This is a genomic window from Vallitalea maricola (assembly GCF_036985595.1).
Taxonomy (GTDB): Bacteria; Bacillota; Clostridia; order Lachnospirales; family Vallitaleaceae; genus Vallitalea; species Vallitalea maricola.
This window is the reverse complement of record NZ_BTPU01000038.1, coordinates 16,103-34,083: the sequence shown is the minus strand read 5'-3', so window position 1 is coordinate 34,083 and position 17,981 is coordinate 16,103. Positions and strand designations below refer to the sequence as shown.

Below are 17,981 nucleotides of genomic sequence, written 5' to 3'. Positions count from 1 at the left end.
TGATTTTTGTTGTCCAGAACAACAAAAATCAGATCATCAACTAAACATAGTAACACTCTATCTCACTTTAATTATAACTAACCTTATTAAATATGTATTATATATTATAAGAGTAACATGTTTCATAACTTCAAATATAATGAAGCAAGTACAATAATAAGAGGTTATAATGAATATGACTAATAGTGAACAAGAAAATAGTATACAACAACAAAGTGATAGAAAGACATATGAAGTAGAGATGAATGTTAAAAATCTTACTATATAATAAATAGACTCTTCAATACTAAATAGTTTTGAAGAGTCATCTTGTTTATACTTAATACCATTAATTAACTATTATATCTAATCCTATCAATGAGGGCATCCTTCTGAATATACCTGCTCATATATATTGATAACAATGACTGCATAAGAAGAAGAGAGATTGTCATAATCAATAGTTCTTTAAATGGGAAATGGTATGTGGATATACCTATCATTCCTGTTCTTTTAGCCCCTAGAAATAATTGGTAACCAAAAAAATTGCCTACAGTTAGAGCTATTATCAGTGTTCCTATAGTGAACACTAACCCTTCTGCTTGTAACATCTTACCTAATTGTTTGTTAGTAAGTCCGATAGCCTGTAAAATACCGAATTCTCTTTTTCTGGCAATAATACTGGTAATCAACGTATTAGCCATATTCATGAATCCAATTATTCCCAATACAATCAATAGACCATACACTGGAACAACTAATAATCTGATACTGAATCTTGATTGGTTCAACAGTTCTGTATAAGCTTTCATGGAATAATACTCACTTCTTGAAGCAATATTATCTATCATATTACCTACTGACTTTACTTTATCTTTATCACAATATATAAATATATGAGATATAATATTTTCTTTGAAACCTAACTTTTTGAATGTATCTTCAGTCATTATAAATGTTGTATCTGTAGAATTTGTAGATGCTTGAAGAACTGCTTCAAACTTAATTACCCTGTCTCCATCATAGAGTTCAAAAGTTAACTTATCTCCAATCTCATAACCGTACTGCTCAAAAAAATAGTCATATGTATAAGCAATTCCATTTTCTGATACTGCTTTATCATAGTCCATAACACCTTTTTTACACTCTTTTACCCTTGCTTCATAATCTTCCCTTGAAAGTACATTTATACCCATTAACCTTTCATCTTCTGACGAATTATCAGATATTAATTTTGCAAGAACCGTACCTCTTGTTTCAATCTTACTTATTCCATCTATTGCTTCAATCTCTTCAATTAAACCATTTCCCATGATATTCTGCTGTTGTAGATGATTAAGATTTTTTTCTGGATAAGCTGTATCATCAACATCATAATTTAATTCAATGTGATAATCACCTTTTTCCATTTGTCGCTTAGCAGCATATTCAGGACTCATACTACTTGCAATATTAGCTACTGTAACAAAAAGTACACAACTAAGCCCCATAGTCATTATAGTTGCTAAGGTTCTTTTTTTGTTTCTAGTTATATCAGCCATTGTCAAACGGCATAGGTTAACTGTTTTATAACCTTTTCTCTTAATAATTTTACCACTTGTATTATCATGATATCTAATAGCCTCTACAGGTGATATATTTGATGCAATCTTCATAGGTTTTTTAAGAGAAATGTAAATCGTAATAAAAGACACTAATATAATTAATAAGATAACTGGTATATTTAAGAGAGATATCTTTTCTATATCGTAAGTTACAACCTGGTCCATTAATTTGAATATCATAAATTCAAAACCAACATGGGCTATTATATAGCCCAATACTATCCCTATAGGGATACTTATTAATCCTAGAATCATCCCTTCTCTTAGAATAATTTGTTTTAACTGCTTCTTGGTAGTTCCTATAGCCCTTATTTTTCCAAACTCTTGTACTTTATCAATTATACCCACATAAAATATATTATATATAACAAGGGCGCTGAATAATATTACTAAAATACCTATTAAAACACTCACAAATATTATGTCTGACGATGGATTAGTAATCCACATCAAATACCCTTTATTTATAATAACATTATTTTTATCTATACCTAGAGTCTCAGCTAGACTTTTAATCTTATCCTGCATCTGTTCATAGTTGAATTCATCTACTCCCAACACATTAAATATGACATTGCAAGACTTATTTTCATCACTAATAGAACTATTATAAAAATCTTCAGATACTAATAATTGATAGCGTTTATTATAATTACTTGTTTTGTTACTAGGAAGAATTCCAGAGATAATAAAATCCTTCTCTATTATTTTTCCTTCTCCCTTTACCCTATATGGTATTGTGACAATATTTCCAATGGATGAAGTCCCGCTTATACTCTCAAAAAATTCTTTCTGCCCAACTATTTCATTTTCTTCAATTGGAAGATGACCTTCTTCCAGAACTATATTAATCATATCACATACGTTATTGTCCATATAAGTAAGACTACCACTTATATCATTCATTTTTATTGTGGCTATGTCTTCAGATATTCCTATATTAATAAAATCTGCATGATGCTTCATTTTTTCAACAGTCGCTATATCTACTCTTATATATGTACCTTCATAATACCCGTTTTGCTCTCCAGCATTCACCTTGTTATATTTAACTAATCCAAAGGCACTAGTTCCAATAATCATTAAAAGACAACTAGTTAATACTATCGCTACTGAGATGAGAATACTTCTTGTTCTATTATACTTAAGATTACTTACTGCAATTTTTGTGGTAGTTTTCATCTATCTCACCACCTTGCCATCTTCAATAACTATTATTCGTTCTGCCATCTGTGCAATCTCAGCATCATGAGTAATCATAACTAAAGTCTGACCGTATTTTTTTGCTGACATTTTGAGTAGCGATATTACCTCATCACCAGTCTTTGAATCCAGATTTCCAGTGGGCTCATCGGCCAATATTATATCTGGCTTGGAAGCTAATGCTCTAGCTATTGCTACACGTTGTTGCTGCCCTCCTGATAAAGTATTGGGAAGGTTTTTAATTTTATCTTTTATTCCTAGAGTCCTAACGATATCACCAACAAATCTTGTATCTACTTGGCTTTCATCCAATCCTATAGGAAGAACAATGTTTTCCCATACATTTAAGGAGGATATCAAGTTATAAGCTTGAAAGATGAAACCAATTTTTCTCCTTCTAAAAACTGCTAGTTCTTTTTCTTTTAATGTGAATATTTCTTTATCTCCTATAAAAACAGAACCTCTTGTAGGTTTATCTAATCCCCCTAACATATTAAGAAGAGTACTTTTTCCAGACCCTGACTTACCAACTATTGCAATGAATTCACCTCTATTAATCTGCATACTTGTATTATCAATTGCTTTTACCTGATTTTCACCTTTTCCATAATATTTACATAGATTCTTAGTTTCTAGAATAACATCCATTATTATTGCCTCCTTAAGATAATCAATTGTCAATCAACTCTTTCATTACTTTATTATCATAAAGGTTCAATCTTTCATTTTACTTTCATTAACAAGCAAAAAGTCTTACAGAATTGTAAGACTGATAAACTACTCCAACAATAATTGTAAAACAAAAATACTTCCTCTATTATTAACTCCTATGGAAGATTTTGAAATCGCTTTTATATTACCACCCTGATCTTCTAATATTTTTCTCGTTAGATATAGTCCAACTCCTGAACCTTCTTGTTTTTTGACTATATCACATTTACCCCGATAGAACCTCTTGAATATATCGGTATATTCTTTTTCATTAACTCCAATACCTTCATCTTCGATCTCAATTCTTAGATAGTTATGTAATTTTTGGGTTCGAATGGTAATGGTACTATTTCTATCACTATATTTTATTGCATTATCTATAACATTGGAAATGGCTTCTTTTGTCCATTTATCATCATAGGGTAATACTACTGACTGAATTTTATGTAAGTCTATCTCTATCTCTTTTTCTTCTGCTTTCATATAAACACTATTTACAGCTTGTATAATGGTTTCCTTGATATCATTCATCCTAGTTTTAATGTTTATCAACCCTGTTTCAAGTCTGGATATATTCACTAAAGCTGCCACTAATCCCTCTAACCTATTTATCTGTTCTTTACTTCTTTCTATGAATTCCTGTCTTTCTTTCTGATCTAAGTCATCCTCTACCATGAGGGAATAATACATTTTCAGTGATGCTAATGGAGTCTTTAATTGATGAGATATATCAGTAACTAATGCTTTAGTGCCTTCTTTTTCTTCTTGCAGTCTTGTATTCGTTATAGTTATCGTCTTGCCTAGAGATTCTAAATTATATTTTATCTTGCTCCCAATTGATTCGTCTGTAATTGGTGCCAGATAGTTATAATCTCCTTTGGTAAATCTTTTTAGAACTTCAAGTATACTGTTTAATTCTCTTTTATGATTAATTTTAGTATATAAAACTATTATAAAAATTCCTATAATAAAAACAAAAACTATGACAATGTTAAATATAAGAATATTATTCTTGGTATCGTGACCTATTGTCACATAATTATTGACATAAGAATTTGTAAAACCTTGTTCTGACAGCAATTGTCTTCCTAATTCAATTGAATCCTCGTCTTTTTTGCCTTTTAGGACATCCGTTATTGCATAATATGTATCATTATCAGAAGCAGAACCTGCTATTTGATAAAGTTCTTCCAACTGATTGCTCCTTATACTATCAATTTCACCAAATTCCTTTAGAGTAGTCAATAACATGACTATAATACATACTAGGATAACACTACCAAACACTAAATAGTTATTGGTTTTACTATTATACTTATCTATCATTTTTTCTACACTCCATATTCCACAGATATCCAATACCCCTTACATTTTTTATGTATGCTGGCTTTGATGGTGTTAGTTCTATCTTTTCTCTTAGTCGTCTTATATTGACAGCCACAGTGTTTTCGTCTACATAGTCACCATCAATATCCCATAGACATTCTAATAATTGTTTTTTTGATAAAATCTGTTTAGGATGTTCCATAAGTATATTCAACAATTTCAGTTCATTTTTACTAAGTACCTTTTCATCTCCATTAACTATTACTTTCATTTCATTTTTAATGAAACATACATTACCTGATTCTAACTTATCACTTACGCCCCCTTCTAGCCGTTTAAAAATAGCATTGACTTTAGACATAAGTACAGCTAAACTAAATGGTTTTGTAATATAATCATCTGCACCTGCTTCATATCCCATTACTATATCTATTTCTTCATCAAGTGCTGTCAAAAAAACAAATCTTACATTGCTTATCTCTCGTATTTCTCTGCAAAAATCCAGACCACTTCCATCTTCCAGATTGATATCACATATTACTAAATCAATATTGTTATTAGAAAATAGTCTCTTACCTTCTCTGATACTATATGAAGATAATACTTCATAACCTTCTTTTTTCAACTTAAAACTAATACCTCTATTTAAACTTTCGTCATCTTCCAATAATAGAATTTGTCTCACTGTTATCACTCTTTCTGTATTGACTACAAACTATCTTAGTTCTATATTCTTAATAATTGCTCTCAAATAATTCTCATCTATCTTACCCCAAGTAAATCCTATTTTCTCTAAGTAATTGGTTGTTAGATTATTGTCAACTGCTATATTTTCACTGGCAGGTGCATTTTTATTACTTATACTTAATAAATGTTTCAAGTTTTCTTTGCTATGAGATATGAGAGCACTAATATTCTCCATAGATACTGGTAATATCTTATACCCCATTTTTTCAATGATATGTAAAATATCTATAGCATCCACCTTATTAGGATTAAAAACGTGGTAGCTTCCAGTATGCTCTGGTTTACTTTTAATTATTTTTACAATTGCATTACTACATTGGTCAACTGGTGTCATCTCAACTTTTTGATCCAGAAATTCCTTTGGTATCATTTTTAGTATAAGTAATTCTCTGAGTCTACCATAGAATCCATTGTCTTCCATATTTATTTGAAATTTCCCATCACTTGTACGTTGAGTCAGATTGCCAACCCTTATGATAGAAGCATCTAATCCACTTTCTATCTCTTTTATAATTTCACTCTCTGCAAGAAACTTACTAAGTATATATTCATTCTCGGAAAAATGCTGTCCTATATACAAATCTTTCTCAGTAAAATTACCTTTTAACATATGGTTTTGTATCATATACTGACCACTTATAGATATGGTAGATATATGATAAAGTTCTGCATTCAGGATTTTTGTCATGTAAATGATATTCTGGGTACCTGTTACATTAATATTACGTAAGATATCTGATTTTCCATGATATTTAACAAAAGCTGCTGCATGAATAATGATTCCAATCTTATTTTTTATGATATTATAATCTTTGTCACTGAGGCCCAATCTATCTAATGTAATATCTCCTCTTAGAATTTTGACTCTTTGTTTTTCTTCATGTGTTATATTTGGAAAATAGTAAGCAAATACCTTTTCCATTTTTTCTTCTGGATTATTCCCTCGAACAATGCAATATATATTATCCTTAGTCTCTTTTAATAAATCATTTACTAAATGGATGCCTAACCATCCTGTTGCACCTGTAATTAATATATCTCCGGATTTCTTTCTGTTAATCTTTTTAGTGATAATATCTATTGTATTTTCATATTTGTGAAAATTTAATTCAGAGTCTTTTTGTGTAAGTTTTCTTATAGTAGGATAATTATAGACATCTTTTATCTCCAATCCTATTTCTAATTTATCTGCTTTTACAATTAACTCCATTGCTTTTAGAGAGTCACCGCCTAATTCAAAAAAATCATCAGTCACTCCTACTTTTTTTATATTCAATACTTTTTCATATAAAGATACTAATTGTTTCTCTAAACTAGTTTTCGGCTTAACATAAAGCTTATTATCTCCTTTATACTTATTTAATTTCTCCATATCTATTTTACCATTTACCGTTAATGGAAATATTTCTAATCTTATAATATGATTAGGAATCATGTACGCTGGTAATGATTTTTTAAGTATGTCTCTAAGTATATTCTCTTTTATGGTTGATGAAATATAGTAACAAACCAATTGTATTTTATCTTTCATTTTTACACAAGTCATAACACTGTTTTCTATTCCTGTTACTTTATTGATTTTGTTTTCTATTTCATCTAATTCGATCCTGTTTCCTAATATTTTAACCTGACGGTCTAGTCTTCCCATATATTCTATATTGCCATCTAATAGGTATCTTCCTTTATCACCTGATTTATATAGAATTTCACTTTCATTGAATGGTGATTTTATGAATTTCTTTTTTGTAAGACTACTATCATTATAATAACCTTTAGAAACACCTATACCACCAATTACTATTTCTCCTTCATATCCTATGGGCATTAGATTTTCATATCTATCCATGATATAAACTTTATAATTACCTATGGGTGAACCGATTAATGAAACATTGCCCTCATTACACTTGTTATAGGTAGCACATACTGTTGTTTCGGTAGGTCCATAGGAATTATATATATTAATATCTTTTTTTATCAGATTATCAACATGATTATTTTTAAGTACATCTCCCCCACTAATAATGATTTCAAGGGATTCAGTAATAATCATATGTTTATTGAGCATATCTACTACTGACGGAACACTACTGATAATTTGTACTTTATAATCCCTTATTACACTTATTAACCTTTCAATGTTAGTAACTGTTTCTCGTTCCACAATCACTAATGTCCCACCTGAAAATAATGTTGGAAAAACCTCTTCTGTAAATAGATCAAATGTATAAGATGATTGTTGAAGCACAATCTTACCTTCCATATTAATTTCTTTTAGTAATGTATTTACATAACCCACAACATTTTTATGGGTCGTCATAATTCCTTTTGGTTTACCTGTTGAACCAGATGTATGTAATATATAAGCTAAGTCATCTACTTCATTAACGTTCTCTATATTATTAGTTGAATTATTAAGCTGTCCTGTTATTGGAATAGCCAGTTGTACAAAATTTAATATATTAGCTATTTCTTTTTTTGTATGAACTATTATTTTATTTAAATTACAATTTTTAATTATATCTATTATTCTATCTGTTGGCTGATTAATATTTAGTGGGAGATAGGTTCCACCAGCTTTTAAAATTGCAAGAATGCCTATAATCATTTCAATGGATGGCTCTGCAATAATTCCAACTATTGTATTTCTTCTGACTCCTTCATTCTGTAAAACTCTTGCTAATGAATTGGATTTTTCATTAAGCACTTTATAGGTCATGGATTCATCTTTATACATTATGGCAATCTTATTAGGTGTTTTTGTTACCTGTTCGTAAAACAACTCATGGAGTACTTTTGTATCATCATAAATTGTCTCTGTATCATTGAATTCATTAAGTATGATGTTTTTTTCTTCAACAGGTAGTATATCAAGTTCTTTCAGTTTTTTTCTTTTATTAGCTAGAATATCTTTAATAAGAATATGCATATGAGAAAGAATCTGGTCAATATTGTTATCTGTGTATTTATTGATTTGATAGTCTATTTCGTATGTAATGCTAGGTTCACAATCTCTATTGCTGATATTTATTTCTAATCCATCCATGGCACATTGATTGAATATCCAATTAGTATTGTAATCCTTATAATCGACATTTTTGGCATTTTGATAAGATAATACAGTATCAAATATTTTCTTGTTGGTTCCGAATTCAGCTGTAAAGGCTTCACGTATCTTTATATAAGGATATTTTGAATGTTTGAATGTATTGAAAATCTCTTTTTTGACTTCATTTAACAATTCATAGAAAGTCCACTCCATGTTAATATTGATTTTTAGTGGAACCATATTGACATAGTAACCTAGTGAAAATTTTTCTCTGCCTTTTCTGCCTAATACTGGTGTACCAATTATTACTTTATCCTTATGATTCATTCTTGCCAAATAAATGGCTAGAACAGCAGCATAAAATGAATACAAACTTGTAGAGTTATTCTGACAGTATTGTTTTATCTGTTCTTCATTAATCTTAATTCTTTTTCGTCTGGCTTTTATATCTTCAACCGTACTAATACTGTTATTATATAATTTTATGGCAGAATCATTAAAATCACTTAATTTACCTTTCCAATAATTTTGGTCTTGTAAATATCTATCCGAACTTAGGTATTTATTATCTCTAGTTAAATATTCTATATAAGAAATTCCCTTATCCTGGGTAGTTATTTTATCATTTCTATAATAAGAATTGATTCTACTTCCTATAAGTACCATAGTCCAAGCATCTGATATAATATGGTGAAGCTTTATAATAATACCAGTTTTACCATTGTTATATAGAACAATCCTAAAGGAATACAGCTTATTCTTTTCTAATTTTTCTTGTGTATAATTCTTTATTATCTTATCTGATTCATCATTTGTTTTCCTAACTAAATCTATTATATTAACCTTATTATAATAAAAAGGTTCTATAGTCTCTTTGTTATCATCTATTATTGATGTTCTTATGATATCATTTAACTCAATTAGCCTATTAATAGCCCTATCCAGTTTATCAATGGATATATTATTATCTTTGAAAATCATTTCCCCAATTATTAAACTTGGAATATAGGATTTATATATTTTTTCTATATCCCACATAGCTTTTTTCCCTTTTGATAATGGATACATATCTATACTCTTCCCCCATTACTTAAGATTATTTTAAGTGGCTAACTTGAATTTTATAGTAAATATAGATCCTTTTCCAAGTTCACTGTCAACTGTTATTATACCTTCATGTGCTTTCACTAGTTCCTTAACTATGGATAATCCTATACCAGCACCGCCTGTCTTCCTACTCCTTGATTCATCACCTCTATAGAATCGTTGAAATACATAAGTTAAATCTTCTTTTTTAATCCCTATACCAGAATCAATAAATCTAATTATGGCTTCATCTGTGTTTTTTGTCAATGTAACTTTTACACTGCCTCCCCTATTAGTATATTTATAAGCATTGGTTAGTAGATTAACGAATATCTGTTTCAATCTATCTCTATCTCCATTAATAAATATATCTTTTTCTAATTGACCTATAAGCTTGATGTCTTTACTATCCATAAGTGGTATAAATCCTTCAATTATAGTTGACAGCTCATTTTCAACATTTACCTTACTAGTATTAAGTCTTAGGTGCTCACTCTCAACTATCACTAATTCATTTAAGTCGTTAATTAGTTTGGTCATTCTCACAATCTCATCATTCAATTTGGCAAGTCTCTCTGGTGATGGCTCTAGAACTCCATCCATCAATGCTTCTATTTGACTCCTAAGTACTGCCAGGGGACTTCTAAGTTCATGGGAAATATCGTTACTTAGTCTTTTCCTTAGTTGTTCTTGTTCACTGAGCTGCCTTGCTAATTCTTCAATAGAAGTTGCCAATTCGTTTAATTCTTTTGTATCAGTATTTATTGATTTTACACGTTCATAATTACCTTTTGATATATTATGGGTGCTATCCTTTATCTCAATAATAGGACGTGTAAGTCTTCTTACAAGTAATAAGCTTAAAAAAATAGCAAGTAATACAGCTATAAAAAATGAGATTACATATAATATATTTATTGTATATATGAAATCATTATCTTCTTTTGCAGTGATAATGTTTTTATAATGTCCTATACTGAGATATCCGATTGTTTGACCTTCATAAGTCAATTTTTTTTCTAAATAAGTATAGTCTTCCTTAAAAGGCTCTTTATGCATAGAGTTACCCATTCCCATGCCTTTACCCATACCCATACTGCTGACAAATATAATTTCCTTATCTATATCTTGCAAAACAATCTCCACATTCTTAAAATGTGCTTGCTGTTTGAGATACGAAAGCTCTCTATTATCAATAATGCCATCATTCTCAATACTTGTATTAACATAGGTTATTATTTCTTCATTATCAACTTTGTTTTGCTCTATCAGGTAATCAGTAAAATAATATTTTATTCCTATATTAGACAATATGATAATTACTATTACTGTAACCAATGATATTATTATAGAATTTTTCATTATTCTTTTACTGAGACTTATCATAACCATTTCACACCCATTTCTAGTCCTGTTTACCTTTAAACTTATATCCAACACCATAAACAGTCAAAAGATATCCAGGTTTTTTTATATCATCTTCCAGTTTTTTACGGAGGTTTTTAATATGTGCATCAATTGTTCTATCATACCCTACAAATTCATAACCTAGCGCTGCATCTATTATTTGGGACCTAGTAAAAACTTTGTTTGGATTTCTAACAAAAAGTAATAATATTTCATATTCATTAGGAGTAATGTTAAGTACTTCTCCAGCTTTTTTAACAATGTGCTCCTCTTTATCAATTATTATATCTTTATTATTGAATGATATGATATTATCATTATTAATATTAGTTTTTTTATAAGTACGTCTAAGTATTGCCTTAACCCTCATAACCAATTCTCTAGGACTGAAAGGCTTAGTCAAGTAATCATCTGCACCAAGTGCTAGCCCACTTATTTTATCATCTTCCATACTTTTTGCAGTAAGCATTAATATAGGTACATCTGATTCTTCCCTTATTTTTTCACAAATCTTTTCACCAGATAAATCAGGAAGCATCAAATCTAATATTATAAAATCTGGGTCTATATTTTTATAGAGTGATAATCCTTCTTTCCCATTATCAGCAGTAAAAACCTCATAACCGTCTTTTTTGAGATATGCTTCCACTACTTCCAACAATCCATGTTCATCATCTATAACAAGTATTTTTTCTTCCATCTTTTTTCCCTTTCATATAGTCATCAAGTCTTTGGGTGTTAATAGATAAATAATCCTTTTATTATATTTTATCAAATTACTTTTATATATGCAAAAAAGCAGCTATAAGCTGCCTTTTGCATCTTTTGAATTAAGTATTATTTAGCTCCTCTTCCATAGCCTAATCCTCTGCCACCATTGCCTCTTCCATAGCCATTACCAGTACCATTACATGCACCTCGACCATTTCCCATTCCACGTCCTAGACCAATTTGTTGTCCTAATCTCTGTGGATTACTTGGGTCACAATTACCAGCATTTTCTTTTAGATTTGCAATAAATTCATCAGCTTCTTCTCTAGTTAACTGACCTTGCTCAACTTTCTCTTCAACTAAGGCTGTCTTTTCATCTAACATTTTCTCAACAAATTCATCATAAACTTCATTTTCCTTAGCTAATTCACCGAAAGTCTTACCTTCTTGTCTTAATTCATAAGCTTCTTCTTGTGTTACCCCAGTAAGCTCTGAATAAATTTCTGCAGGAGTAGCTGCAAATGCTGCCATTCCTACTAATAGTGATCCTAACAAACCGAATGTGATTAATTTTGTTTTTTTCATATATATTTCCTCCTTTTTGATTTGTTATTGTTATTATAAAATAATAATATGAAAAAGTTATGAAGAAATATGAAAATCAAAATAAAGTTTTATCAATATCCTTTTCGTATAGAAACATTGCTGATAACTTATCTATCTTAAGTCTCTTAGTTATCATGTCACATTTACAAAGAAACAAATAGAAAATGTTATGACCGCTACCAGATAATGTCTCAAAATTCCCTTGTCCTTTGGAGATAATCATATCTGCTTTATTATAAAATACCTCTTTGAATTCGTCAGAGACTTCATCTAAATCTGTACCAGGAATATCTGTACCATTATTTATTATTTTGGCATGTTTATCTATACCAACAAAATAAGCATCTTCTTCGTTAGCATCATTAAGTGCTGGTTTACCTCTTGTAGCAAAATAGATTGTTATATCCGGAAATTCTTTTTTAATTTCTTCCATCAAGATTTTATCAAAAACAATTTCACCTGTATTGTCTCCTAGATATAATATTTCTTTTGCATTAGATAATTCCTTATAGAATTTATTATAAACCTCTTTATCAATTTTACTCTCCATTGTTCTTTTGATGATTTCTTCAACAAGTTCCATAGTAATATTGTCAAGAGCTCCAAAATCAACTATATTACCAGCCATAGCTATTCTTATAGCATCTAGGAATCTATGGGCGGAATCATCAAGCATTGCCTTAATATTATCTTCCATAGCTAATAATTTTTCATTAAAAAGCTTCTTCTCTTCTTTATAGAAGTCATCAACCCCTGTAAGGTTATGTAATATTCTCATTACCTTAGTGCTTATGTAAGGTGCTGTTTTTTCATATTCAGTGTCAGCCACTTCCAATAGAACCTTGTTCATGAATTTATATTTCTCTTTTTTGTCTTCAATATATTTGTCAGCTAGTTTATTAGCTTTATTAATAATACAAGCTATACAATCTACATGTGAGTACATACTTTTTGTATCCTTTCTACTAAAATTTTGTTGTTTTACAAACGCTTCTCTTTCAAAAGCAGGACTACCTATAAGATAAGAAAAATCTAGGCAAGATGCCTAGACTTATATTATTCTACGAATTTAACTGCTGTTCCATATGCAATAACTTCAGCGGCGCCTTGCATGATAGCACTAGAAGCATATCTAATATTAACAATACCATCGGCATTTAGAGCTGTGGCTTCTTGAACCATACGTTTTGTAGCTAAAGCTCTTGCTTCATTCATCATTTTATTGTAAGCACCAAGTTCACCACCAACAATTGTTTTAAATGAACTCATAATATCTTTACCAACATGTTTAGATTGAATAGTGGAACCTTTGACGATTGATAGTGTTTCTAGTTGTTTTCCTGAGATATAATCAGTATTTACTAAGATCATCTTCATTTTCCTCCTTTAATTCGTCTAATCTTCTTATAAGATTTACTATAAGTGCAATAATAACCCATATTATACCTATAGCAAATATTACTCCAATAATTTGAACTATTAGAATGCCTGATATGATTGCATTAAATGAAAAGCCATATAGCATGAGCACATTTATCAGACATAATAATACTGTTATAAAAATAGGTGCAAACTTCTTACTCATATTGACCACCCCTCTGTATAAAATATGTTGTGGGTCTACATATTATAACTATATCTAATTGATAGGCATCATAACACCTATTTATTATACCTCTTATATTAATAATAGAAATACTCAGTATCTATTTTTTTATAAAAGTCCTTTGACTTGGATTTAAAAGGTCTGTGATTGAAAAATAAACATTTATCTATGTTATTTACTCCCTCTAAAGCCATCTTAGCTGCAATTATGCAATCTGTTGTTGGTTCTTTTTCTGCAAAACTTGATTTGTGAGCTGGGGGAAATTGTACACAATATGTCTTGTCATAAATAACACCTTTTATTGTGCTTGGAAACTCTGGATTATTTTTTCTATTTATGACAACATTAGCTACAGCAATCTTTGCATCAAAGCTTATATAGTTAACCTCAACAGTAATTATCTTGGCTAATAAAATCAAATCTTCGTCTGTATAACCTCTGTCAAGCACACTAGCAACTGGAATTACAAGATCTTCTCTAAGTATTTCTACTGTATATACTTTCTTGTTCCAATCTACTGTGCAGTTCATACCTTCAGCAAAAAATCTGATAGGAACCATAGTTCTATCATCTACTACTGGTGGTGCAATTTCAAGTTCATATTGCTCACCATTAATATTTGCAATATTAGAATCTGTAGATAACTCAATTTTATTATCTGCTTCATTGATTGTTATCTTATGTGTATCGCCATCCCATAGAACCTCTGCACTAAGAGCATTGGCTACGGATCTTAGGGGTACATACACAGTATCATTCATCATGATTGGTTCAGTATCCATAATAATATAATTATCATTTACTTTTACTGATATTGGGGGAATTTTATCTATTGCTAATACTGGAACGTTGAATAAAATAATGGAACTCATATATAAACATATTAATGTTTTACATAATTTTTTCATTAGAATTTTCTCCTATATATATTGAACTTAAACATCTATACACTATTTCAATAAATTCAATATATTTTCCTTGATATTATAAGCCTAATACAACTAAATATTGCTGGCTCTATAGCAAATATTTAATTAGGTTTATATATTATATAAATATTATTCCTCATCTTCTGGATATTCTTCTTTTGTTATTTTCTCTTCCTTCACATTATCTTTCTTTTTTGCAGTAAATTTATCCATTATGTTAGGAACCATGTCAATTATTTTAGTTAAACTATCTTGATTTTTAACATTAACTAATCTTGTTTGACCATCTTGTATTACTAGAACAGCACTTGGACTAATCTTTGCACCTAATGCTCCTCCACCAACACCTTTTGTTTTTTCTTTTGATTCTTCAGAAGCCCCTGCACCTACACCAAATGAAACATCAACTAATGGTAATATTATAGTATTCCCAATATTAATGGCTTCGCCCACTACTGTTTTTGTAGAAACGAAATTTTCCATTCCATTAAATAGTGATTCTACAGTTTTTTTAAAATTTGATTCCATTTATTTTCCTCCTTAAGTTCATTAGATATACTATTTTTTTATACCTTATATGTTTTATATATTTTTCTTACCCTTTTATCTAAAATAATACTTAATGTATTTTTTAGCAGCACAATTAAATATATTTTCCCTTTTCCATAAAAACAGCCTTGAAATATTTTCTCATTGAAATCAGGGACAACCTTTAATTTATTACCGGTAACAGTATATAATATACTTACTGCACCTACTACATATCCTGTTGAAGCAGGATCACCAGTACCAATAATCAACTTAGACTCGAATTTCTTTGGTAAAATGTGTTTTATCATTTTTAGAACTTTATCTTTTATCATTTTAATGACAGCCCGATTTTCTTCATCCTTGATAAAATCTTTTATGATACTGTATATTTGTTTCCATTTACTATTTGCTGCCTTGTCTTTACCTTTTTTATCTTTATCCTTTTTCTTCTTTGTCTTTTTTTCTTTTCTTTTGCTATTTTTTTTAACTCTATTTTTATTTAATTCTTCACTTTGTTGATTAACCTTGTCTCCCAACTTTACGTTATCAGACTCTACCTTATCTACCTTAGCTTGTGATGTTTTATTCTCTACAATTTCTTTCTTGCTATCTTCGTTTCTTCTATTACCATCTTCTATATTATTTGTTTCATTATCTGATTTAACTATAATGTCTTTTTTCTTTTGTTTTTTCTTACTCTTTTTATTATTAACTTTTTTTACCTTTTTATGTTTCTTTTCTGCCATAATGTCTTTACCAAGAATTTTAAGGCTCATACTGGTATCATCATCCATATGATATTTAAAGGATACTATGTGAAGCAACCAATTAACTTTCACATCCAGCTTTATTGTATCATATTTTTCACCTTGGGCACTATATCTTATTGGTACAAACAGTATAGTCAATATACATAATACCACAAATAGTATTATAAACAATATTATATATAAAAAAATTTTTAATATTCCAAGTAATATAGCTAACATGATTAACCACCTGTATACCTTATTTTATACTCTTAATGACAATGCTTAATTAATTTTTTCTTTGCTACTTCAATGATAATAATTATTACAACAACACTTAAAACAAAGATTCCTAATATAATCATAGCTGTTTGGAAGAAAAATATTTCTGGCACTATATTAATTAGAATATCTGTCTTAGGATTCAATAACCATAAATCATTAGAGAAAAATATTTTATGAAATATAGTAAAATATTTATTGAAATCAATTAATAATAACCCGCTTAGTATTAATATTAACATAATTATTACAGCAAATACATATTTAACCATAGAAAATGTAATGGTCAGGAGCTTCTTATTTCTGAAAGCCATATAGCTAATAGCTATAATAAGTATAATAAAACTAATATTTCTCATATATGTACCTGTAACAAATAACTTCTTAACATCAACCATGTGGCTTTTTTCACGTTCACCAAAAACCTCTTGTTCTTTGCCATCTATAACAGCTTTCATATCTAATGTTTTTCTAGAGTCTTTTAGATAGGCTATCATATTTTTAGTAACTTCAGTTAGTTCATCGAGACTCATGTTTGTTATTTCTGGAATGTCATGTCTTTCATACTGCCATTGATAATGATTAATATTATATGCAATGACTTCTGCCGAAGTAAATAACAATACAAAAAATAGTAAAACTCCAATTATAATACTAACACCAATATTTAAGTATTTCATAGAATCCCCATTTCTTTATTAATCTTATATTATGATATAATAATCAGCTTGTCTTAAAATAGGATTTTAAATTAACAGTTGAAGAACTGGTGTATACATCATCATATATATCTCTTACTAACTCAAATGCATTATCCCTGCCCTTAGCAATACCTATTATTAATATATCATTTCCCTTATCCTCTAATCTGTATAATTCAGTTGATAATAATATTTCCATAGGATTTTTTGATTCTTTTATACACGTCAAAAAATAAACATCCCTTATATGTTTTCTTCTTTTTAGTTTCTTTAATATTTTATTTGTTTTTTTATCATTGATCTCTTTACTTATATATATGTTATCTGCATATTCCATATAAACACCCTTTTGAACTATTAACTCTATATGATGCATTATCAATGCATCAAAAATAAACTTATATTAATAGTATAGCAAAAAAAAATTATAATACAATATTTTTTTGGTATTAATAGGTAATAGTATTATAGTATAATAAAAATCCTTCCATCAAGTGTAAGCTTAATGAAAGGATAACTTTTATTAGCCAAGTGCTTTTTCAAGCTTAGGTATCTTATTAACAGGAAAAGCTCTAAGAAGCTGCATATATTGATTTTCTGATAAACCTTGTGTAGAACAATATAATTCAATTTTTCTATCTACATCAGCATGTTTATAGTTCTCAAAGAACTTAGTAAATTGTTTTTGCTCCATTGTCGTCTACCTTTCTTGTATAATTGTTAATAAATCATAGTTGATAGTAATATTATACCC

17 protein-coding genes are annotated in these 17,981 nt (G+C 29.2%); all 17 read right to left on the bottom strand.

Features of this window, described 5'->3' with window-relative positions:
- Positions 1-332: 332 nt before the first annotated feature.
- The 17 genes from AACQ14_RS13115 to AACQ14_RS13035 all read right to left on the bottom strand — a co-directional run bounded on the left by AACQ14_RS13115 (position 333) and on the right by AACQ14_RS13035 (position 17,921).
- Positions 333-2,765, bottom strand: a complete 2,433-nt coding sequence (locus tag AACQ14_RS13115) for an ABC transporter permease (RefSeq protein ID WP_339364032.1) — start codon at positions 2,763-2,765, stop codon at positions 333-335.
- Positions 2,766-3,434, bottom strand: coding sequence for an ABC transporter ATP-binding protein (locus AACQ14_RS13110; RefSeq protein WP_339364031.1), 669 nt, complete (start codon positions 3,432-3,434; stop codon positions 2,766-2,768).
- A 129-nt stretch (positions 3,435-3,563) separates the two neighbouring features.
- The gene (locus tag AACQ14_RS13105) at positions 3,564-4,823 is read right to left on the bottom strand and encodes a sensor histidine kinase (protein WP_339364030.1); all 1,260 of its coding nucleotides are present in this window, start codon (positions 4,821-4,823) and stop codon (positions 3,564-3,566) included.
- The gene (locus AACQ14_RS13100) at positions 4,813-5,508 is read right to left on the bottom strand and encodes a response regulator transcription factor (RefSeq protein WP_339364029.1); all 696 of its coding nucleotides are present in this window, start codon (positions 5,506-5,508) and stop codon (positions 4,813-4,815) included. The genes AACQ14_RS13105 and AACQ14_RS13100 overlap by 11 nt, the downstream gene beginning before the upstream one ends.
- A gap of 30 nt (positions 5,509-5,538) precedes the next feature.
- Positions 5,539-9,687, bottom strand: coding sequence for a non-ribosomal peptide synthetase family protein (locus tag AACQ14_RS13095; RefSeq protein ID WP_339364028.1), 4,149 nt, complete (start codon positions 9,685-9,687; stop codon positions 5,539-5,541).
- Between the two features lie 33 nt (positions 9,688-9,720).
- Entirely contained in the window at positions 9,721-11,067 is a 1,347-nt protein-coding gene (locus AACQ14_RS13090) for a sensor histidine kinase (RefSeq protein ID WP_339364027.1), read from the bottom strand.
- A 43-nt stretch (positions 11,068-11,110) separates the two neighbouring features.
- Positions 11,111-11,812 carry a response regulator transcription factor gene (locus tag AACQ14_RS13085; RefSeq protein WP_339364026.1) on the bottom strand — a complete coding sequence of 234 codons (702 nt, stop codon included), beginning with the start codon at positions 11,810-11,812 and terminating at the stop codon, positions 11,111-11,113.
- Positions 11,813-11,949: 137 nt separating this feature from the next.
- Positions 11,950-12,408 (bottom strand): hypothetical protein, encoded by a 459-nt coding sequence (locus AACQ14_RS13080; protein WP_339364025.1) that lies wholly within the window; start codon positions 12,406-12,408, stop codon positions 11,950-11,952.
- 76 nt (positions 12,409-12,484) lie between these two features.
- The gene (locus AACQ14_RS13075) at positions 12,485-13,375 is read right to left on the bottom strand and encodes a damage-control phosphatase ARMT1 family protein (protein ID WP_339364024.1); all 891 of its coding nucleotides are present in this window, start codon (positions 13,373-13,375) and stop codon (positions 12,485-12,487) included.
- A gap of 110 nt (positions 13,376-13,485) precedes the next feature.
- Positions 13,486-13,800, bottom strand: coding sequence for a YbjQ family protein (locus AACQ14_RS13070; protein ID WP_339364022.1), 315 nt, complete (start codon positions 13,798-13,800; stop codon positions 13,486-13,488).
- A complete protein-coding gene (locus AACQ14_RS13065; protein WP_113675361.1) occupies positions 13,781-14,014 on the bottom strand; it encodes a hypothetical protein in 234 nt (77 codons plus the stop codon). The genes AACQ14_RS13070 and AACQ14_RS13065 overlap by 20 nt, the downstream gene beginning before the upstream one ends.
- A 98-nt stretch (positions 14,015-14,112) precedes the next feature.
- Positions 14,113-14,943: a stalk domain-containing protein gene (locus AACQ14_RS13060; protein ID WP_339364021.1), complete on the bottom strand. Its 831-nt coding sequence runs from the start codon at positions 14,941-14,943 to the stop codon at positions 14,113-14,115.
- A 150-nt stretch (positions 14,944-15,093) separates the two neighbouring features.
- Positions 15,094-15,492 carry a GerW family sporulation protein gene (locus tag AACQ14_RS13055; RefSeq protein WP_339364020.1) on the bottom strand — a complete coding sequence of 133 codons (399 nt, stop codon included), beginning with the start codon at positions 15,490-15,492 and terminating at the stop codon, positions 15,094-15,096.
- Between the two features lie 38 nt (positions 15,493-15,530).
- A complete protein-coding gene (locus tag AACQ14_RS13050) occupies positions 15,531-16,484 on the bottom strand; it encodes a DUF2953 domain-containing protein (RefSeq protein WP_339364019.1) in 954 nt (317 codons plus the stop codon).
- A gap of 32 nt (positions 16,485-16,516) precedes the next feature.
- Positions 16,517-17,206: a TIGR01906 family membrane protein gene (locus tag AACQ14_RS13045; RefSeq protein ID WP_339364018.1), complete on the bottom strand. Its 690-nt coding sequence runs from the start codon at positions 17,204-17,206 to the stop codon at positions 16,517-16,519.
- Positions 17,207-17,249: 43 nt separating this feature from the next.
- Positions 17,250-17,564 (bottom strand): hypothetical protein, encoded by a 315-nt coding sequence (locus AACQ14_RS13040; protein ID WP_339364017.1) that lies wholly within the window; start codon positions 17,562-17,564, stop codon positions 17,250-17,252.
- Positions 17,565-17,750: 186 nt separating this feature from the next.
- Positions 17,751-17,921, bottom strand: a complete 171-nt coding sequence (locus tag AACQ14_RS13035) for a hypothetical protein (RefSeq protein WP_193774728.1) — start codon at positions 17,919-17,921, stop codon at positions 17,751-17,753.
- Positions 17,922-17,981 lie beyond the last annotated feature (60 nt).